The 19,864-nt window shown below is 59.2% G+C and carries 17 protein-coding genes and 5 pseudogenes; 10 read left to right on the top strand and 12 right to left on the bottom strand.

All coding sequences use genetic code 11. From position 1 onward, the window contains the following. Positions 1–287 precede the first annotated feature (287 nt). Positions 288–656: pseudogene (locus tag ACVIYL_RS22740) on the top strand (sigma factor-like helix-turn-helix DNA-binding protein); the annotation flags it as partial. 97 nt (positions 657–753) lie between these two features. Here ACVIYL_RS22740 and ACVIYL_RS22745 read toward each other — a convergent pair. The 7 genes and pseudogenes from ACVIYL_RS22745 to ACVIYL_RS22775 form a co-directional block, all read right to left on the bottom strand. After that, positions 754–1,749 (bottom strand): tyrosine-type recombinase/integrase, encoded by a 996-nt coding sequence (locus tag ACVIYL_RS22745; protein WP_456779849.1) that lies wholly within the window; start codon positions 1,747–1,749, stop codon positions 754–756. A gap of 157 nt (positions 1,750–1,906) precedes the next feature. Beyond that, on the bottom strand, positions 1,907–2,683 hold the full coding sequence (locus ACVIYL_RS22750) for a tyrosine-type recombinase/integrase (RefSeq protein ID WP_456779850.1): 777 nt from the start codon (positions 2,681–2,683) through the stop codon (positions 1,907–1,909). Then, positions 2,680–3,114 carry a tyrosine-type recombinase/integrase gene (locus ACVIYL_RS22755; protein ID WP_456781869.1) on the bottom strand — a complete coding sequence of 145 codons (435 nt, stop codon included), beginning with the start codon at positions 3,112–3,114 and terminating at the stop codon, positions 2,680–2,682. The genes ACVIYL_RS22750 and ACVIYL_RS22755 overlap by 4 nt, the downstream gene beginning before the upstream one ends. Then, on the bottom strand, positions 3,014–3,904 hold the full coding sequence (locus ACVIYL_RS22760; protein ID WP_456779851.1) for a site-specific integrase: 891 nt from the start codon (positions 3,902–3,904) through the stop codon (positions 3,014–3,016). Before ACVIYL_RS22760 ends, ACVIYL_RS22755 begins: the two co-directional genes overlap by 101 nt. 124 nt (positions 3,905–4,028) lie before the next feature. Beyond that, a pseudogene (locus ACVIYL_RS22765) lies at positions 4,029–4,376 on the bottom strand (helix-turn-helix domain-containing protein); the annotation flags it as partial. 248 nt (positions 4,377–4,624) lie between these two features. Further along, complete coding sequence (locus tag ACVIYL_RS22770) at positions 4,625–5,023, bottom strand: hypothetical protein (RefSeq protein WP_456779852.1); 399 nt, start codon at positions 5,021–5,023, stop codon at positions 4,625–4,627. 111 nt (positions 5,024–5,134) lie between these two features. Continuing rightward, entirely contained in the window at positions 5,135–5,377 is a 243-nt protein-coding gene (locus ACVIYL_RS22775) for a hypothetical protein (protein ID WP_456779853.1), read from the bottom strand. 666 nt (positions 5,378–6,043) lie between these two features. On the opposite strand from ACVIYL_RS22775, the gene ACVIYL_RS22780 reads away from it, so the two are divergent. From ACVIYL_RS22780 to ACVIYL_RS22795, 4 genes and pseudogenes are all read left to right on the top strand, one after another. After that, positions 6,044–6,343 (top strand): hypothetical protein, encoded by a 300-nt coding sequence (locus ACVIYL_RS22780; RefSeq protein WP_456779854.1) that lies wholly within the window; start codon positions 6,044–6,046, stop codon positions 6,341–6,343. A 307-nt stretch (positions 6,344–6,650) separates the two neighbouring features. Further along, a complete protein-coding gene (locus ACVIYL_RS22785) occupies positions 6,651–7,124 on the top strand; it encodes a cupin domain-containing protein (protein WP_456781870.1) in 474 nt (157 codons plus the stop codon). 852 nt (positions 7,125–7,976) lie between these two features. Beyond that, positions 7,977–9,059, top strand: coding sequence for an Acg family FMN-binding oxidoreductase (locus ACVIYL_RS22790; protein WP_456779855.1), 1,083 nt, complete (start codon positions 7,977–7,979; stop codon positions 9,057–9,059). A 1,297-nt stretch (positions 9,060–10,356) separates the two neighbouring features. Next, a pseudogene (locus ACVIYL_RS22795) lies at positions 10,357–10,802 on the top strand (reverse transcriptase domain-containing protein); the annotation flags it as partial. 23 nt (positions 10,803–10,825) lie between these two features. Here ACVIYL_RS22795 and ACVIYL_RS22800 read toward each other — a convergent pair. After that, positions 10,826–13,033: a recombinase family protein gene (locus ACVIYL_RS22800; RefSeq protein WP_456779856.1), complete on the bottom strand. Its 2,208-nt coding sequence runs from the start codon at positions 13,031–13,033 to the stop codon at positions 10,826–10,828. Next, positions 13,026–13,193, bottom strand: coding sequence for a hypothetical protein (locus ACVIYL_RS22805; protein WP_456779857.1), 168 nt, complete (start codon positions 13,191–13,193; stop codon positions 13,026–13,028). The genes ACVIYL_RS22800 and ACVIYL_RS22805 overlap by 8 nt, the downstream gene beginning before the upstream one ends. 549 nt (positions 13,194–13,742) lie before the next feature. Between ACVIYL_RS22805 and ACVIYL_RS22810 the strand changes: the two genes are divergently transcribed. From ACVIYL_RS22810 to ACVIYL_RS22825, 4 genes are all read left to right on the top strand, one after another. Continuing rightward, on the top strand, positions 13,743–14,006 hold the full coding sequence (locus tag ACVIYL_RS22810) for a reverse transcriptase domain-containing protein (protein WP_456779858.1): 264 nt from the start codon (positions 13,743–13,745) through the stop codon (positions 14,004–14,006). A gap of 1,231 nt (positions 14,007–15,237) precedes the next feature. Beyond that, the gene (locus ACVIYL_RS22815) at positions 15,238–15,462 is read left to right on the top strand and encodes a hypothetical protein (RefSeq protein ID WP_456779859.1); all 225 of its coding nucleotides are present in this window, start codon (positions 15,238–15,240) and stop codon (positions 15,460–15,462) included. Continuing rightward, positions 15,459–15,644, top strand: coding sequence for a hypothetical protein (locus ACVIYL_RS22820; RefSeq protein ID WP_456779860.1), 186 nt, complete (start codon positions 15,459–15,461; stop codon positions 15,642–15,644). The genes ACVIYL_RS22815 and ACVIYL_RS22820 overlap by 4 nt, the downstream gene beginning before the upstream one ends. 595 nt (positions 15,645–16,239) lie before the next feature. Continuing rightward, positions 16,240–17,037: a hypothetical protein gene (locus tag ACVIYL_RS22825; protein WP_456779861.1), complete on the top strand. Its 798-nt coding sequence runs from the start codon at positions 16,240–16,242 to the stop codon at positions 17,035–17,037. Between the two features lie 179 nt (positions 17,038–17,216). Here the strand turns inward: ACVIYL_RS22825 and ACVIYL_RS22830 are convergent. Then, positions 17,217–17,605, bottom strand: a pseudogene (locus ACVIYL_RS22830) (transposase); the annotation flags it as partial. A 227-nt stretch (positions 17,606–17,832) separates the two neighbouring features. Next, positions 17,833–18,117 (bottom strand): helix-turn-helix domain-containing protein, encoded by a 285-nt coding sequence (locus tag ACVIYL_RS22835; protein WP_456779862.1) that lies wholly within the window; start codon positions 18,115–18,117, stop codon positions 17,833–17,835. A 228-nt stretch (positions 18,118–18,345) separates the two neighbouring features. Here ACVIYL_RS22835 and ACVIYL_RS22840 point away from each other — a divergent pair, with 228 nt between their 5' ends. Then, positions 18,346–18,576 (top strand): hypothetical protein, encoded by a 231-nt coding sequence (locus ACVIYL_RS22840; protein ID WP_456779863.1) that lies wholly within the window; start codon positions 18,346–18,348, stop codon positions 18,574–18,576. 586 nt (positions 18,577–19,162) lie between these two features. Here the strand turns inward: ACVIYL_RS22840 and ACVIYL_RS22845 are convergent. Beyond that, positions 19,163–19,815: pseudogene (locus ACVIYL_RS22845) on the bottom strand (glycine betaine ABC transporter substrate-binding protein); the annotation flags it as partial. Positions 19,816–19,864: the final 49 nt, after the last annotated feature.

Genomic DNA, 19,864 nt, shown 5'->3' on the forward strand with positions numbered 1-19,864 from the left:
AGGCGACGCGCGGGCGCGTATCGGCGACGGAGGGACCGATCCTCGTCCTCCATGACACGACGGAATTCAGCTTTAAGCGCGAGAAGCCGGATCTGATCGGCTTTACCGGCAAGACGGCAGGATGCGTGTTTCGGCAATTTCCGGACAGCAATTTCGGTAATTCGCGGACAGCGATTTCAGTAATTCCGGGACAGGGATTCCGCTAAATCGCGGACAGTTGCGGGAGGTTGGTTTTCGGGAGCGCCGTTCAGGCAATGTTCTCTCTCAAGCTGAGTTTGAGAGGGGCAATGCCGAGACGGAAGCAAGCGAAACGAACCACTGTGAAGGACCTACGATCGATCCTGAGGCTGACGTACGAGCAGGACCTGTCGGTTCGGGAGATCTCGGAACGGCTGCAGATCAGCAAGAGTTCGGTTGCCACCTACCTGCTGCGAGCGCGTGAAGCGGGTTTGAGCTGGCCGCTGCCGCCGATTTACGAGAGCGAGGCGGCCTTGCAGCGAGCCTTGTTCCGGCGGGTCGGGCGCCCCCCGCAGGACTTGAGCGAGCCTGAGTGGCCACGGGTGGCGCAGGAGCTCAAGCGCAAGGGCGTGACGCTGACGCTGCTGTGGCAGGAATACCCGACGGCGCATCCCGACGGCTATGGTTACACGTGTTATGTTGCGGCCAGATTTATGTTGTCGCTGCTGGAGTGAGCCAAGGATTTCGCCGACCTCCTCGGCTCGCTCCGCAACATAAGAGTGTGACCCTTTCGCCCTACAGGGCCTTCAGGAATGCCATCAACGACGGGAGAGAAGATTGCCGAGGCGGCGGCCTCAGGCTGCTGATATCGACCCTGGCTAACGCCTCTGCTTTCATCTCCAGGTCGACTTCAGCATAGATGTGCGTGGTGTCTAATGACACGTGGCCCAGCCAAGCACGGATCGTGTTGATGTCGACGCCGGCGCGCAGCAGGTGCACGGCCGTTGTGTGCCGAACCGTATGTGGGCTCACGCGCTTCGTCGCCAACGTTGGCACCGTTTCGCCCGCCATAGCGGCATATTGCGTCACGAGGCGGTGTATTCCGAAGCGCGTCAAAGGCTGGTTCGTCCGCCCGAGAAAGACCGCTTCACTTTTGCTCCGGTCGGCCACAAGACGAGTCAACGAGGTTGCCGTCGTTGACCACAATGGACAGATTCTGACCTTGTTTCCCTTGCCGTGAAGTCGCACCGACGGGGACGCACCCAGTTGGAGATTGCCGACCGTCAATTTCGCTGCCTCATCGGCGCGAGCACCGCTGTTGTATAGGAAAAGCAGCAGAACATGGTCGCGCACCCCAAGACTCGTGCGTCTGTCAGGTTGGTTTAGCAACGCGTCCATCTCGGCCTTTTCGAGATATCCGATCGCGGTCTTGGCCGTCTTCTTGAACGGCACTGCCCGCATCTCGGAACACCAGGCCAGGTGGACCGGCGAACGCGTCCCGATAAAGCGCGCCAGTGAATGGACGGTCGCCAGCCGTTGGTTGCGGGTAACCTCGCTGCACTGGCGATCGCGCTCCAGGTGGTCCAGGAACTTGCGGACGACTTCCGGCGTCAGCTCTTCGACGGTCATGCGATCGATGGCGCAGCCTCCCTGCTTGCTGGCAAACGGCAGCAACAATGTCAGCGTGTCGCGGTAGCTGGCTTGGGTGTTGCGGGAAAGATTGCGCTCGGCGACCAGATGTTCCAGCAAGAATCGCCGGATCCACGGACCAAGCAGGCTCTTATCCTTCATGGTCGGCCTCCATCGCGTACAGAGCAAAGCGCTCGCTGGCCGCCTGGAGGAGATCCGGCGTCATCTGCAAATAGCGCTGGGTTGAACGGATATCGATGTGGCCAAGGTAGGTTGCGAGTTGCGCAAGTAGTCGCTGCACCTCCTGGCCGGAGCGATATCATGCGATCACCCGGTGCACCGCGGCTGTGTGGCGAATATCGTGCAGCCGTGGAGGTCGAGGCTCGCCGACAGGGCAACCGATTCCGGCGGCTCGGCGGACATGCTGAAACCAGGAGATGACCCGCACATAGTGCCAGGGTCGACTGCCGCGCGTAGTGAATAATGGAGATTCTTGTCCGCTCGGCAAAGGGAGCCGGCGACGGCGCTCGACGTACTCGACCAGTTCCTGGTTGAGCTTTGGTCCGATTGGCACGAGGCGCGTTTTGAAGAACTTCGTGTCACGGACAGTGATGACCTGATCAGTCAGATCCACGTCTTGCAAGACCAAACGAAGCGCCTCGCCAATGCGCATGCCGCTTCCGTACAGCAACAAGAGGAGCGTACGGTACATAGCTGGCACGTGAGGGCGATGTCCAACCTTCAGAATCGAGGTCGCGTCCAACAGACGGCGCAGTTCTTCCGTGGAATAAACATAGGGCCTTTGTTGCGGCGGTAGCTTTGGAAACGTTGTCGGCAGTGGGGAGGATGCCGCGTACCCGCGACTGATGGCGAATCTATAAAGGCCGCTCAAAATCCTATATCGCATCATCCAGGTGGCACTGAGCGATCCTTTGCCTTGGAGGAACTCGGCTACCGCCTCTGGGGTGACTTCGCCGATATCTCGATTGCCCATCGCTCGGCAGAACCTGCGGAGCAGAACCTCAGCGGACTCGAAACGCGCCCCCAGTGACCGTTGCTTGGCCAGATAGGCATCAACAACATGGGTCAGCATCATTGGAGGCCTCCCAGGTCGAACGCTCCGACCTCGCGAAGTGCGTGTATGTTCACCTTGGCGTAGATGCTGGTTGACGCCGCGCTGCGATGTCCCAAATGGTCCCCGATCTCCTTTATCGACAGACCTTCGGCAAGAAGCCGGGAGGCGCAGGCGTGGCGCAACGCATGGCCACCGCGGTGGGCAGCGTCGATTCCAAGTGCAACAAATCTGCGGTTAGCGACATCATAGATGCTCCCTGCCTTCAACGGTCGACGGGGCGCGTGCATGCAGAGGAACACTTCTGGGCACGATGATAGCGGCCGCGCCGTGTCGATGTAGCGGGCGAGCGCCTCAGCCGCAGAGAGGACCAGCGGGTAGATCTGCGGCTGGCGGCGCTTCAGGCGGAAAAGCCGTACGTCCCACCGGGCCAGTCGATCTGATCGAGGCGCAATGCCGCCACTTCGCCGCTGCGCATCCCATAGACCGCGAGCAACAGCAGGATCGCACGATCACGGATGTCCCGGGGGGGGGGGCAGTCTCGGCGTCGGCCAACATGCGCTGCACGTCGTACCAATCTGGGGCATACGGCAACGACTCCTGACGATAGAGCCGAGGCCGGCAAATCGAGGCCGCTAAGCGGTCCATACACATTCCCCGCTTTGCCGCGTAGCGCAGAAATCCCCGCAAGGCCGAGGCCGTGTTGGCCACCGAAACGCGGGACCATCGTCCCGTCGCCTGGTCGACGAAATAGGCGTCGACGTCTTCAGGCTGAAGAGCCCTGAGTTGCCGATTGGTTTTGTCGCACCAGCGCAGGAATCTGCCGACCATCCGGCCCCATTGCTCCACCGTCGATGGCGTGAACCCGCGCTCATTGCGCATCCATGTCACATACTGGTCGAGTTGGCTCTGGCACTGAAACACGACGGTTGGTTCACGCCACCAACCTAGAAATCGAAGCCAAGGTCGTCCGATGTCGACCACTCTTCGTGCTGCGGTGACAGCGCCCGTCAGGCGCAGACGCTCGGTCGCGATCCGTTGGAGCGCCTCGATATCGATGCCCTGCGAAGCATCTGGACCGAGATATGCGGCAATCCGCAACAGCTCGTTCCGCTTGATTCTGAGAGAACCTGCGGTCGCGCCGGCTTCTGCACAGTGGCGAAGGTACCGGTACCGCTCGTCGGTGAATGGCGCGTCATCACGGTGGGGCACGGTCAAGGGGATGGAATAAATCGTCTGATCCATAGCGAGCCTCCATTGGACAAATGGTTCGCTACCCAGACGTCGAATTATGTTGCGTGAACAATGCCCGCAGTGTTCATGCTCCCCGCAATTATAGCTCCTTGCACAACATAAATCTGGCCGCAACATAACGCGAATAACGATATCCGCCGGGTTCGCCTGCGATGTACTCGTCCCACAGGATCGACAGCGTCACATGCTTGCGCCGGAGTTCGCGGTGTACCGCCGCCCAGTCCGGCTCGGCCTGCCGGCGATGGCCCCGCCGGGTGCCGGGACCGGCTCCCGCGCTGGCGAACAGCCGGGCTTCCAGCGCAGCGTCGGTGATGTCGTCGGGCAATGGCCAGGTCAGCCCCGCTGCCTCGAACCGGTGGATCGTCAACCGCACCGTCGAAGGGGCTGTCCCCACCCGCCGCGCAATCTCGCGGGTCGGCATCCCGGCCGACTTCAATCTGATCACATCGCGCACATGGCGCATCGCAAACCTCTCCGTCGGCATCCAGGTCCCCCTTCGCAAAGCCGAAAGGCGGGACCGTATCGGAGCCAGAAGAGGCCTCGTCACCCCGGGTTCGCCCTTGCGATACCCCGGGCGACATCATCCCGGAATGGTGGGCGAGATCATCTCGGAATGGCGGGCGACATCAAATCGGAACGGTGGGCGAGATCATTCCGGAATCGTGGGCGACATCGAGCGGAATCAGCACTATGGGCCCCTGTCTGCCATGATCAGCGGTCATTTTTTGACTTCGTCCGCCGGTCACGCTCTTCAGTTGGCGCAGGGGCAAGCGAGCCATCCGCTTGGACGATCATCTTGCGCGAGAGAGGCACTTCGAGCGGCGGAATAGTCGATCGCTGGTCCCGCGCCGGGTATCGTCGAGAGAACGCGGCGGCTAGACGCTGGCGCCGCAGAGCCTTTTTGACCGCCTCCTCCCGGATCTTCTCCTTAGTGCGCAACGCGGCGCGGTATGCGCGCTGGCGCTGGCGGTTCCATTCCTGCACGTCTGTCGCCAGCCACATTGCCTCACCGGTGGAAGTGCGCGAGCTTGGAAAGTTGGGCTGTTCCGCCCAACGGGCGATCGTCGCTGGCGTATTCTTGAAGTGCGCGGCCAATTGAACCGCTGTCATGTAAATCCCAGTAAGGTCGCTCAAAGGCGGTCCAACGTCCGTGGTGATGTTATCCGCGCTATCTATCATTGCTCGCAGCCACCCTGACTAAGTCACCGCAGCGCCACGCGGTTAGAGAGGACGCCACGCGCGCGACATAAGCGATTCTTTCCGATCATCGGGTACGGCCGTAAGCTCGCCGGCCTTTAAGCCGAGACCCTTCAAATCGGCTTCGCGGAGCTCGGAATTCACGATCGTTGCTTCACCCGCACTGGCCGCCAATGAAGCCTTCACAGCTTCCGCCTGATCAGCCATTGCGACGGCATAAGTCATATATCTAACCTTGCCGTCTTTGACGACGCCGACCGAAACCATCCACCCTGCTGGCATCTCAAGTCTAACCTATGTAGAGGGTTTGCGTTTTGGACGCCGTCTAGGTGGCGGCCTGGTTACTTCGAGCTTCGCAATAGCGGCAAGTACTACGCTCGTTGCGATCTTCCCCTGAGACCATTGTGTGAGCGCCTCTATCGCGTTCTTCAACGCCTCTTCACGGGTCATAGAACCAATCTCCACAGCGTATCACCGTTACCGAGGCGCGGCGGTGCCCGCGGCTACGGAAAAGACGCGCGGGCGTCTGGAGGAACCACCCGCGCGAAGTTTGCTACGCAAGCTTGACTGTCTGCGTTTGCGTGAGGATAAACAGCCAAACCGGTAATCCTCTCAGCAACTCACGTGCCAGACGGGTCAATGAAGCGCGCGTGTTGCTCATCAATCGCGCCATCAGAAAAGCGTGCGAGCGCCTGTGGCTAGCCGCCCGCACGCCGTCAACCGGCTTAGCGCTCACGAGGGTCATTCGATAAGCGACCAAGCCATATCTGGCTCAGCAACTCGCGTGCCAGATATTCAGAGAGGGCAAAGCGATGCGCTATCATAGGCGCGCCAGCTAACCGCTCGCGCGGCTTCCGAACATGACATGGTCGTCGACCCGACGCGGTTGAATGAAATCAGACGCGAACTAATGACGCCGATGGCGTGCGACGATTGGATCAATCCGGTATCGTGTACGACCTTAAGGTCGCCGGGCTTCACGCCGATCCTTTGCAACTGCTCCTCTTCGATCGGGCAATTGAGCATTGCGGCCTTTGCGCCGGACTCAGCGATGGTCATCCTCACCGCTTCCCCCGGGTCAGCGACGGCAACCACGTAGGTTATGTGCCTGAACTCTTCGTCGTCGCCGCGTTCATTGAAAACAGCGACCGTTATTATCCAGCCATCCATGTTGTTGCCGCCTCGGGAAGCATCAACCAAGCCTCTGCAATTCCGGGGCCATTGGGCATATGACCGAACGCAGCTGAACGCTAGGTCGCTCACCTCATTTCATGAATATTGCGACCGCTACGATCGCGAGCGAGGTCAGTCCCATCAAAAATGACCCAAGCTGTGTACAGGAGATCGCCGCGCACTACCACAGCTCCAATAGATGCGCAAACCAGCACAGGCCGACACGCAGCGTCCCGCAGCCTGACACGGCAATTCCAAGTCCCGCACCTACTCGCTTGCGTAGGTGCCGTTGCCGCAGGGTTATGTGCTTGGTGCCAGCGAGGGTGAACACCTGATCCATCTTCGTGATGGCGGCAACGTCTTCATCATGGTCGACCCCGTAACAGGATCCAACAATCTCGGCCTTGGCACGCAGCAGTTACCCAAGGGGTCAGGCATTCCAGTTCACCGACACCTCGACAGAGACGAAGCCTTCTACGTTCTGGAAGGCAGTGGCACGGTTACGCTCAACGATGTGTGTTACTCTTGCGAAAGAGGTGGAACGATTTTCATACCCAAGAACACGTGGCATGGCTTCAGTAGTCCAGATCAGGAACTAGTTCTGCTGTGGGTCATGGTGCCCCCAAGGCCTCGACGGCTTCCTTCGCGAAACCTGCAGCCGACCCGGCGAACCGCGAAAGGAATTGACGCGGGGGCAAATCAACTCGATCGCTCTCAAATATGGACAAGAATTCAGGTAGGCAGGCTCAAACACTTAAAAGGACCAAGGGCGCTGATTCCGGAATTGGCCCATCGCGTCATTTCGACGCGCTGCGATACTTGGTCGGCGTCGGGAGCATAAGCGCACATCGAGTAAGCCGCACCGATCAATCTCGATTTATGCGGTGCGCCCTAGTCTTACTGCGTCACAAACGAACCATCAGAGGCACAATCCCGGGTCTATGGTTCGCAAGCGCGTTTCGTAGGATCCGATCACACATCACCGGTCACGAGGTAGCGCCCGAGCGGCTCGAAGAGTTTCGACGCATATACAAGGAAGCTTCGGGGGAGGAGATCACCACTGCGGAAGCATCGGAGATAACGTATCGGCTCCCGACGCTCTACAGGTTCCTCTCGCACCCCTTGCCCGGCGAGATCGAGAAGCCTGAAGGGCCGCGTGCTCCTTCGCCACCACCTCCGGCTCAAAGCGGTCCCGGAGAACCTTGATATTGTGCGCGATGCGCCAGCCTTCTTCGGTTTGCAAATCGCGGAGGATTTTGTGCCCACTCGGCACTTTTACCACTCAAAGTTTGAACGTCCTCGTCGACTCCCAGCGCAAATTCCCGCGGACACGGCTTGGCCGGATCATCTGCGACACCCGCCACAAGATTGATGGCCACACGGTGCTGGAAGCTCGCTTCTATGTGTCCATTGCTGAGATGGTAAATGGTGTGAGGTACCGCTTAGTTTCGTCCAAGCTAGCGCGCGCTACAGACCCGCATGATTGGATCAGTCGACGTGGAACGATGGCCAAATGCCATGCTCGATATCAGACAGGAAGGTGATTTCTATCGTTGCGTCGGGGTGAATTACCCGGGGGACGTCGCCGGCAACGACGGAGCTGCGGCCAGCAGTGGACATTTCGATTGATTTCGATCAAGGCCCGCCTTGCATCCGTTGGTTACACTCACATGGATTTCTAAAGGCGCCAACCATGCCGTTCGACCGTCGAGACGTTCTGCGCGCCCTGCTTGGATTCGAAGCTAGCTCGACGAACTACGCGTCGCCTGCGGCGGCAGCATCCATGACTTATGAGGATGTTGCACGCGAGATTCGAGCCCCGTTGCTAAGCGCACCGAGAGATCAGGAACTCGTGCGGTTTGCCAGCCTTGCCGCAAACAGCCACAACACGCAGCCTTGGCGTTTCAACGCGAGCGATACACGGATCACCATTACTCCTGACTATGCGCGCAGGTGCCCGGCGGTGGATCCGGACGATCATCACCTATTCGTCAGCCTGGGATGCGCGACGGAGAACCTCGTGCTGGCGGCGTCCGCCATTGGACTCAGGGCCAGCCCCAGCCTCGACGGTGACGCCATTACCGTGGGGCTTGAGCCAGGACCGGTTGTCAGGTCGACGCAATTTGAAGCCATACCTGTGCGCCAATGCACGCGCGCCAGGTATCACGGCCGACCGGAAGGCGGCTTGGCGCTACTCGAGAAGGCTTGCGCAGAACCCGGCGTGTCGGCAATCTTCATAACCGACAAAACGAGGATCGTGAACGTCATCGACTACGTGCTTCAGGGCAATTCGGTGCAAATGCGCGACAAGGCCTTCATGGATGAACTGGTGAGTTGGATGCGTTTCAGCGAGGCCGATGCGGTTACGGCGATGGACGGCTTGTTCTCCCGCGCCACCGGCAACCTCGCATTGCCGGGTTGGATCGCGCGGCCGCTTCTTCGGTTATTCTTCACCGAGAGCGGAGAGAACCAGAAATATCGCGAGCATATCGAAAGCTCGGCCGGCATTGTCATCCTGACCGCCGATGCCGCTGACAGAGCTCATTGGGTCGCGGTGGGTCGTTCATGCCAACGCTTCGGGCTGCAGGTGACAGCTCTTGGTCTCAAGTATGCGTTCATCAATCAACCCGTCGAGGTGGCGGCGTTGAGAACGCAATTTGCCTCATATCTCGGCATCGGGCAGCGCCGCCCAGACGTCGTCATGCGGTTTGGCGCGGGCCCCGATCTGCCAAAGTCACTACGCCGGCCGCCACAAAAAGTGATCGTTAGGCCGTGATCACAATATTCGCTACAGCAGTGCAATTTGGTTATCATTTATCTCCCAGAAGGCCTGGTATGCTGCACCATTCTCCTTGCCGTTACCGAAAACAATGTTCCGCGCACCGTCTTCCGCATCCACTCCAACGTTTCCTTCGCGTCGCAAAGTTCCTTCGCGCCGACAGTCGCTTCAAGCGTCGCAAATAGTCGAAGGCCAGCTCAGCATTCACCGCTCCTACGCTTAGGTCGTGGCTGTTTGACCGTAAACTCTCGGCTGGAAATCGGTCGCTATCAGACTCATGTCCCCGCCGTTGGGCAAATCAACCGATGCGTGCGACCGAGCAGCTTCAGGATGGCCCGCGCTCGGCCTTAACTGGCCTCCGCGTGTCACGTCGGGTCAGTTCGGACGTATCGATCGCGCTATTAGTATGCCGGCGAACCGATAGACGATGTCGCAAATGTGTATCCGTAGCTGCTGCCCTGGGAATGGAAGCTCCTGCGCCAAACCGACAAGCCCGCCGGTCAGCAGGCCGCTTGGCCTTCACCCAACGATCATAGACCTCGCTGTGCCCGCGCGCATGCATCAATCAGGCGGTCTTCCGTCGTATGCGTAGTGCGCACGCCAGTGAAACTGGCGAAGGATAGTCGATGAAAGTTCGATACAGGAAAGGAGTAGCGACCCACCCTGACCTCGAGTCATGCGGAGGCGTCCGTGAGGGCGACTTCGAAGCGTTGACAGGGGAAACCGCAGGCCAGCCATTGAGCGTGTGCTGCAGCAGCATAGAAAAGGAGAGTTCGAGATGAACGCCTAGCCATGTGCGTAAGCTGCGCGAAAAGATGGGGGTGGGCCCTCCGGGATCGGCGTTCAGGCGCGGGCGCCAAACCAGTCCAAGCGGCTGCGCTCAAAAGGTGTGGTCGTGAGCGTTGGATCAAAAGTCCGAAGAGAAATTCGGGCAGGTGAGCGTTCGCGAGACGAATGAAAATGAACCCTCGATGACGCGTCGAAAGCTGGCGGACGTTGCTAAAACCAGAGGCGGCTCAATCTTCTGGGATAAGCCTATCGGCAACCTGACTACTGGGTAGGCAGCAACCGGCGTAGAGGGGGCGTGAAGCGGATGCAGGCTTTCGCGTGGAACTGCAGGAACCAGACTCTGGATGCCAAGGGAGAAGCTGAAGCGACCAAAATCGCGAGGCGAGAGTACCGATGCCAAGGTCTGGGGCGGACCGACTCGTAAGAGCGTTGAAGGCTCTGTAATGGGGCCGGAGCAAAGGGGTCGGATCAGGACGGTTGTGATCATGGACCAACTGGAGACACGATGAATACGACGATCACGACAAGCAAGCCGTTTAGCATCGATAAGAGAAGTGTGGTTCGGGCTTATAAAGCGGTTAAATCCAAACGTGGTGCGGCTGGCGTGGACGGGCAGACGCTCGGGGAGTTTGATAAAGATCTGAAGGGCAACCTTTATAAGATCTGGAATCGGATGAGCTCGGGCAGCTACTTTCCTCCGTCAGTGCGTGCAGTCTCCATTCCGAAAAAGGGGGAGATGGCGAAAGGATTCTGGATGTTCCGACCGTCAGCGATCGCATCGCGCAGATGGTTGTTGCGCAGTACCTTGAACCGATTCTTGATCCAATTTTTCTTCCAGACTCCTATGGTTACAGACCGAAGAAATCGGCCCTGGATGCCGTGGGTGTTACGCGCGAGCGGTGCTGGAAGTATGATTGGGTTCTTGAATTCGACATCAAAGGACTATTGGACGTGGCTTCATAATACCCCCTGGTTCATGCAGGTTGGTCAAAAAGGCTGGATTGCGGGGCTAAGACCTTGATGCGGAGTCCTTTTTGCTTCCCGCGTACAACGTGCACGGCTTCGAGTTCGCCGCGCTTGACTCGCTGCAAGACGGTTTGGCGCGACACCCCGAGCGCCCGCATCGCCTCGCGCATCGGCAGAAAGTCGTCGGCCGTTTCGCCGTTGAAGCGCGCCTTGAGTTCATCGGTCAGCCGAATGCGCCAGGGAGCGCCTGGCGTGAGCTGCTCGCCGGCGATAATGCCGTCGTTGAGCAAACGATGGATCGTCGAGGGCGCGACACCAAGCGCGGCGGCAGCCTGCTTGATGGTCAAAAGATCGCCGGCGGCTTGCGGTTTGTCTTGGAAACTCGGGATCTTCCAGTGCCGGCGTAAATTACCGACGCGATTACGGTCGAAGCGGTGGCCATAGGCGGTCGTGCGGCCTTGCCGGTTGAGGATGCCGGCGACCACGGCATCGGGATAATGCATTGCCAGTCGGCGCAGGAGCGCAACTGTATCCTCATTGGTACGGATCGTCGCTGGCCGCGACCGGGACAAAGCGAGATCGATCTCGGTCAGCGCGCCGCCCTTCCAGCGCAGCGCCAAATGGGCGGCAAAGGCATCGCGATCGACTTTGACGATGACCTCGTCGAGGAGTGTCCGGAGCAACTCTTTCTGGTCGCGCGGCGTCGTCGTGCTTGCATTCCAGACGGAGACGAGATCAGGTCCGAGCGCGAGCAGGCGGTCACGCTCCTGTTGGCTGATCGTATGGGGACGAGCGGCCTCACGACGCGCAAGATCGGCCTTTGCGGCCTCCAGCGCCTGCAGGCAGGCTTCCCACTCGCGCTCGAGACCGCGCGCGACGAGACGGTTGTCGGGATCGACGGCGCGATAGCGCCGTTCAGCGCGCTGGGCTTCGTAGCTGGCGCGTTCAACGGCAAGTCGCCATTGTTTGAGCGCCGCCTCGCGATCCGCTTCCAGCCGTTCCGCGGCGGTGAGTGTTGCGGTCAGTTTTGCGGGCTCTAAGGCGGCGATGAACGCCTGGGTTATGGCGTCATCGATTTGAACGCCACCGATATTGAGGCAATAGACGCCTCGGTTCTCGACCAGCACTTTGCCAGCACAGTGATAGCCTGGCGAAGCATTGCGTCCGCGATAGTGGGTATGCAGGCGGCGGCCGCAATGGCCGCAACTGGCAAGACCTTGCAGGAGGGCGCTACCCTCTCTCACGGCGCCGCCACCCTTGTGGGGCTGAGGTCGCGTGTTCGCGGCGAGACGCTGCTGATTTGCTTCATAGGTCTGCCAATCGATGAAGCCTGGATGATGCTCGGGGATGAGAACCTGCCATTGGGAACGCGGCAAGAACCGAATCCGCTTCTTGCGCGCGCCGGTGCTGTCGAGAATCGTCTCTTGGCGCGTTTTGCCATAGACGTAGGCGCCGGCATAGACGGGATTCGTCAAGACCTGGTGGATGGCGGTGTAGCTTGCCTCGACCCAGCGGATCTCGGCGCGGGCGTGCAGCTGCAGCGGGAACGTGAGCCCCTCAGAACGAAACCAGAGCCAAACGCGACGCGCCGATCCCACCTCGGCAAAGCGCGCAAAAACATGGCGAATGGCGGTAACGACAGCCTCATCGGGATGGAAGCGGACCTCGCCATCAGCCTCGCCCCAGACGAAGCCAACCGGCAGACCGCGGCGCAGTTCGCCGCGCGCAGCCTTGTTGCGGATTCCACCGTTCAGGCGAGCCCGCAGCACGTGCAGTTCGGCTTCGCTCATCGTGCCTTTGAGCCCCAGCAAGAGGCGATCATTAAACACGGCCGGATGATAAATGCCGTCGGCATCGCCGATCAGCGTGTCGGTAAATCCGGCCAGATCAATCAGGCGGTACCATTCGGCATTGTTGCGCGCGAGCCGCGAGACTTCGAGACCAAGCACCAGACCGACGTGCGCGAGCGCCACTTCGGCGGTCAGGCGGGCAAAGCCCGAACGCGCCACCGCGCCCGAGCCGGAGAGGCCAAGATCCTCATCGATCACGATGATGCGGTCATCGGGCCAGCCGAGGTCGCGCGCTTTGCCAACAAGCGCATATTGCCGCTCGGTCGATTCGCGGTTGTGCTCGACCTGTGCGGCGCTGGATTGGCGCAGATAGACGACGGCCTGTCGAGCGAGATGACCTGACGTAATCTTGACGCGCTCATTCATCGCTTGCCTCCGTCGACGGGCGGTTCTGAAGCAGGCGTGAGATGAGGCGCGCCAGAACCTCGATTGCCGCCATGCGGGCGGCTTCGTCGATTTGTTCCCACGCGACTGGCGCGGTTGGTGGAACATCGGGCTGATCGAAAAACTCCAGGTTCAATTGCATGGCAGCTCTCCCTGCACGGCGCCGACTCGGCACCCCGGATGCAGAGAGCGTCGACCAGCTTGCGCAAGTGGAGCAAATCACCGAGCCTGCCGAGCTCGTGGACAGCGTCATCGGCCTCGATGGGCGGCGTGCCTCCAAGCGGCTCCGCCTTCCAATCGGTCCAGCTCGCCGGGAGCAACGATCGGCTGCCGTCCGGCAGAACTGTGAGGAGATAGCGGATGCCGCGTCGCCTAATGGTGCCGATCACGGCCAGCACGCGACCCTCGAAAGCGTGTCGCGTGCGCGTGATCGTCACCGAAGCCGGAATATCATGGCGATGGGCAGTCTGTGGCCGCTTCCTTCGATACGATCGATCACGAGTGGATGATGCAGTTCCTCGAGCACAGGATCGCAGATCGCCGACTCTTACGACTGATACGCAAGTGGTTAACCGCTGGCGTTGTCGAAGGTGGATTGAAGTCCGTAGCGCGAGCAGGTACTCCGCACGCTTCTTGCTAACATTTACTTGCACTACGTCTTCGACCTCTGGACTCATCAGTGGCGAAGTAGGTGGCAAAAGGGGATGTCATCGTCGTCCGCTATGCGGACGACAGTGTCATGGGCTTCGAAACAAAGTCCGAGGCCCTGCACTTTCTCGACGCACTGCGTGAGCGGATGGCGAAGTTCGGTCCGTCTCTGAATGAGGAGAAGACGCGGGTATTGGAATTTGGACGGTACGCGGCCGAGCGCCGCGCACGCCGGGGGCAACGACGCCCGGAAACGTTCGATTTCCTCGGGTTCACGCACATCTGTGCGGTGACCCGCGGCGCGTGACCATCACCTCTCGCTTGCGGGCGACGCTGAGTGCGATACGACACGACCTGATGAAACGCCGCCATGCGCCTATCGGTGAGACCGGCGTTTGGCTTCGTCGCGTGATGCAAGGATACCTGAACTACCACGCGATCCCGGGGAACCTGAAGCGGCTCGGCATGTTCCGCGCCGAGGTCTGCCGGCCTGGCCGCGCTCGCTTCGTCGACGCAGCCAGCGCTCTCGCATGACCTGGGAAAGGTTCCGACGATTCATTGGGCGATACATCCCGAAAGTCCGCGCATGTCATCCGCATCCCAACCCAAGGTATACGTCATGACCCAAGGCAGGAGCCGTATGCGGTAGTTCCGCACGTACGGATCTGGGCGGGGGCACGAAGAAATCCGTGTCTCTACCGCGACCGACGTGACCGCCTGTTCGTGGTCATAAGGCACATCAGGACATCATCGCCGGCGCCGTGTCAGTGACGGATTAGATGGGATCTCACGCATTGGGACTTTCCTGCGCAGCTCTGCGTGCGTCATCGCGCACTGTTTGGACCGATTGATGCACCCCTGATCCATGAGCAACGGGGAGCTTGGCGAGCACGAGCACGAGAAGGCCTTCGAATGGAGCTCCAGCGGCAGGGCATCATCAATAAAAAAGATGGTTCCATCGATCAATTCGATCGCTGCGAACACACGCCAACGTGCGACTCGGTCGAACGGCCCGGTTCGGCCGCACGGGTGACTACACCGCTGAATCCGCGCCCGTATGACGGACAGACACCGGCGCCGATGATCAGATATCCTGAGAAACGCGGCAGATATCAGTGGAGGCTTTTACCTGCCTAAACTGTCAGATGAGCTCTCTCAGGCCCGCGTCGGGTGCGCAGTCTGATGCGGAAGGGCGCGACCACACCTTCCATTACCCCTTCTGGTGATGCAATTGTCGAACCAATGGTAGTGCAACCAAAGCGTTAGCGCAAGTTCGCCGCGGCGCGGCTACGCCATCGATTTGCCGGACGATGATGTCTTGGCGGACTGAGGCTCATGGACAACAGCCAGCGTATATATCAGCGAGCGACCACTGCAATTAAGCGGTCGGCGTTAGCCCGGAGTTGGTAGACAGGTCGAAGAGAATGAAGACGTGGAGATCGTCTGGCTTCGGAATGGCCGTCGAACTGAACTTTTATGCAAGCTCCCTTTACCCGCTTGAGTTGCGCGGCTAACTTCCTGGTTTTCGAGGGAGTGCTATGAAATTCATGATTTCAAGGGCCGCTTCAGCGGCATTTATTATGCTCAGCATAGGGCCGGCTTTAGCTGAGTGGACAGCAGCAGGCGTCGCGTGCGTGAACGCGCAGGGCTACCAGAAGGAAGATTGGCAGGTCCGTCGCGTGCCGGAGGGGCCGGCGGTGAAGACACGCGCGTGTCTGGCCAAGGTAGCGGCGGAAAAGAAAAGGAAAAGAGGGGAGATATGAGAGCACCAATCGTCGTAGCGGCATTCGTCGCCCTCACGCTGAATCAGTCACCCGCTGCGGCCGCCAAGAAAAATTACGCTGCTGCCCGTGCTGCTTGTCTGGCGCAAGCTGGAACGATGGAAGCAATTTTTTCGGCCCGCAAGGGACTTACACCCAAGGCGGCATTTACAAGGAATGCATGACTGGGAAGGGCTTCGACGTTACGGTTCGGAAGAGCGATGGATCTCGTTTGTACTGACCGCCGGCATCGGTGACTAAACAGGCGCCCTACAGGGCGCATTTCGTTGGTCAGAGGTTCGCCGCCCGCTCGGAGATCTCGAGCAGGGCGGCGAGATAGCCTTAAATCTCGATCTCAGCGGGGTTAATCCCCGGTTTTGGGAATCGAGTGTTACGCGACGGTGGCAGAAGCGCGATGACGAGGTCGGCACTTGACGACCGCTGACGACGTTGACATGCATCAAGGGAGAACTGGCGCGTAATTTGTATAGGAAGTTCTACTCCTGCTATCGTGTATCTTTTTGCTGTTCAAAGGAGAGACTAATGCGGTGTGGTCCCAGCAAGCCTGTCGGTCTTTCATATCAAATGCCGCCAGATGCCGACCTCAGCTCTCGCGCTCCAGCCTCATCGAGCGTTGAGTCACGCAAGCCATTTAGAATTCCACCGACAACAATACCGAAGAAAATACCTGACCAAAATCCGCCAACACTTGTATATGACAAGATTGAACCCTCTAGATTTCGCGCCACATCCGATGCATCTGGGTTGGAGGGATGCGACTTGACCGGGTTTCACGGTTTAAGCTTGTCTGGAAGTGAACAATTTTCTGAGCGGCAGCTGGAAGAACTAATTACACTGACACATCCAAAACGGCTCGTCATTATAGATACTAGGCAAGAGTTCCATGGATTCGTAAATGGAGAACCAATATCCTGGTTTGCTGCAGATAATTATAATTGGGGTAACGTGGAAAAGGCTGCTGACATTATTCCCGCGAAGGAGACAAAGAAGCTCGCAAAACTACTGACTAAATTTCCTTTTGGTCTGACCATAGAATCCGGGAGTGTCGCAAAAGGGAAGGCTTCTTCGGCGCCTCCAAAGGTTCTCGACTTCGGTGAAGCGAAAATAGAAACGGAAGAGGAATTAGTTAAAAGAAAGGGTGCGTCGTATCTGCGCATTCCGACACCAGATCATGCGCGCCCCGCGGATGTCGAAATAGATAAACTTGTATCGGAGTTACGAAGCGTCGCTCATACGGGTGATGTTCATTTGCATTTTCATTGCCGGGGCGGCATGGGGCGTACAACGCTGCTGATGACTCTGGCAGACATGTTGCAGAATTCCGACAAAGTGCAATGTGCACATATCATAGAACGCCAAATAAGATTAAGAAGGCAGGACGAATCTACAACGAGCAAGGCGGTAAAGAAGGTGTTGCGGAACGAAAGAGGAGAACTAATGGACACATTTTTTCAATATGCAAAAGAACAACCTCTTGAAAAAGCGGATGCCATTTCCTGGACGGAATGGCTAACATCTAAGTTGCGGTATGTCGCTGACCGCGCCTCCCGGCAATAGGATGCCGTGAAAAGGCTCGTCCCGCGAAGCCCCATGATGCGGCGACCAATGTCGACCGCGTAGACGACCATGCTCCCGGCAAACGACCTCCGCACCAAAAAGGCGCTTGCAAATCCCGCGATTATACGACGGTCTTACGCTTGGACCGGTGCCGCGGGGGGGGGGGGGGGACGTCATGTAGCGAGCACATCCGTCTCAGCCTCTTCGAGGAAGTCGGCGAGCTGGTAGCTTGGGGCCGGAGCTGGTCGGCTATCTTCCGCCACTGCGCTTGTGCAGCCTCGCCATCATCCTTGGGAAACGCGGTGGCGATGAAGGCAGAGACAACGCGCCGCCCGCGCTTGCCGACATGGGCCAGTACGTTGCGCATGAAGTGCATGCGTTTGATACCCTCGCCGCGCAAGCCCCGGCCGACGAGCTTGCGTAGGAACGCCGTCGAGAATTTCGCGTCGGCCATCGCTGTTGACGCCGACCGCGACCGACACGATGCGCAGCCCTGCTGGCGTACCTTCTCGTAAGTGGCGTCGATCCACAGATACGGCCAGTCGCCCTCGATCGACGGGCGCGGAAGGCCTTCACCCCGCGCCGATTGACCGCGAAGTGCAGTTCGGAATAGTCTCTGATCCATTCGAGAAAGAGTTTGACCACGTCGTCGCTCACGAACGACGCCGCGACGGCGTTCGTGAGCAAGCCTGCGGAACCGTCGAGACAACTTCCAGACGAGAGACCTTCGGCATTCTCCATCGCACCGCGCAAGGCGCCATTCGCCGGCACTGAGCGCGACCAAGTGTCGATCAACTATCCTCTCCTCGGCGGTGTGAGAGGCGCGCGCTTACGACCTTCATGCAACGTCTTTGAAGCTTTGGCGCGTTTGGAATGCTGAACAACCAATTCGAATGGATGAACACCCAGTGCTTCGGCGATGCGATCAAGGATATCAATTGTTGGATTTTCCGATTGCCGCTCGAGGCGAGCCAAATAGGAGCAGTCAATCCCAGCCTCATGAGCCAGCTTCTGTTGCGAAATACCGCGATCCACGCGGATCCGACGCACATTTAGGGCCACAAGAGCACGAGCTTTCATGCGCCGATCATGTCTGCGCCCGGATATTTAAACCACTGGCTATAATCCAACTATTTGGGTCGACACACGATCCATCAGCACACCGCATGGTCGAGATATCGGAACGCTGGCAACGCGATCGAGCAAGTGCCCTAAAAGAGGTTAGACTCTCTATGGGGAACCTGTAGGAACGCTATAAAAAGCCCACAATCTCCGGTGATCCCTGCCAGCTTGAGCCGGGAGACTGCTATGCCATTCGACGCCGCGCCGAGCGATCCGACCCTGACCCCGTCTGACCGCGAGCACGCCGTTTTGGCGACCGCCGCCGTAACCGATGCGTTGGCGCGTGTGATCCAAAGCAATGGGGAACCGATCGAGATCGATTTTGATTTCGCGGAGCCCGACTGGCCGCCGATCACACATATTTCCAATGCAGTAGTCCCCGAAGGTCGCGCGATGCAGTTCGCGGCCTATCGGTGAGACGCCGGATGGGATGAAATTCAGAGATGGCTGGCCGGGTGGCTCGGGTGAAAATCTGCTCGTCGTCTTGCTCGTCGTTGCTCCATCCTCTCAGGAGTTAGAGCCTCCGGCAAACCTGGAGCAATTCACCCGCGTATGTCGTTCAATGCTCACTCATCGCTTTCAGTTTGCAGTTTCGGTAGATGCCATCGCGGAGCATCTGTGCGAAGGTCGTTTCGTCACATCAGCCGTGGATCATCGTTCGGTGAATCGTAAGTGGGTTGTCTCCGGGCTGATTGAGGCCATTGTCGATGGTGAACAGAGCCATATAACCGGCTTCTCTTGCCAATTGGATCATTCGGCCGTCGTAGTGCCCGGCCGGCCAGGCAAAGTACGGCACGGCTTGGCGACGCTGATCGCGTTGACACGCGCGTTGCACGTTGGGCGGCCGCAGAAAAATGAGGCCGCAATGGCTAGCGCCGCCGAGCCGGACGCCTCCACCGCCCCGAGCGCGCCAAGCTCCGGCGCTGAAGCCGATCGACCGGTGCGAAGGTTAACCGTTCCGTGTACACCGTGCTCCCAGTTATTTGACACTCTGTGCCTGCGTCTAGTGCCCACCGATCCTCTGCCACAGCCAACGCGCCACCGCGGCGGGCGAAAAAGCTCGCATTGCTGCCACTGGCGCGCAAATTGGCTTCGCGCATCGTCGGGATGTCGATCCGGCCAAGCAGCGGCTTCAGCGCCTCCTGCAACGCCGCATCATACGCGCGCCGCGGTGCCAGCAGCAGGACCGCATCATAGGGCGGAATCGCATGTTCGGGATCGGCCAGCGTCACCAGATCGTACTCCTTGATCCTTCCCTCGCTGGTATAGCCCGCGATGACGTCGACGTTGCCGTTCGCCACTGCCGCATACATGAAATCGGGCTGCATCTGTCGTTGCGTGCGGAATGACAGTCCGTAGGCCTTGTGTAGGGCGGTCCACTCGGGGCGCGAGAAGAACTCGTAGTCGCCCGCGATCGACAGCGGCGGCGCGTGCGCAGCCAGGTCGGCGATCGATTGAATACCGAGTGCATCGGCGGCGCTGCCGGGGCATCACCAGCGCATAGGCGTTCTCGAAACCGAGCGCGCCGAGCAGGGTGATGTCCTGCTTTGCCAGGATCTCCTTCAACTCGGCGAGCAATGTTTCGCGCGGCGGCATATCGGTGCGGGGAAACTGGTTGACCCACAGCGTGCCGGAGTAATCCACATAGACGTCGATGTTGTGTAAGCGGCAAGCTGAGCTTTCAATTACCCACATTTGACTCGGA

This window comes from Bradyrhizobium sp. USDA 3315 (assembly GCF_054056795.1).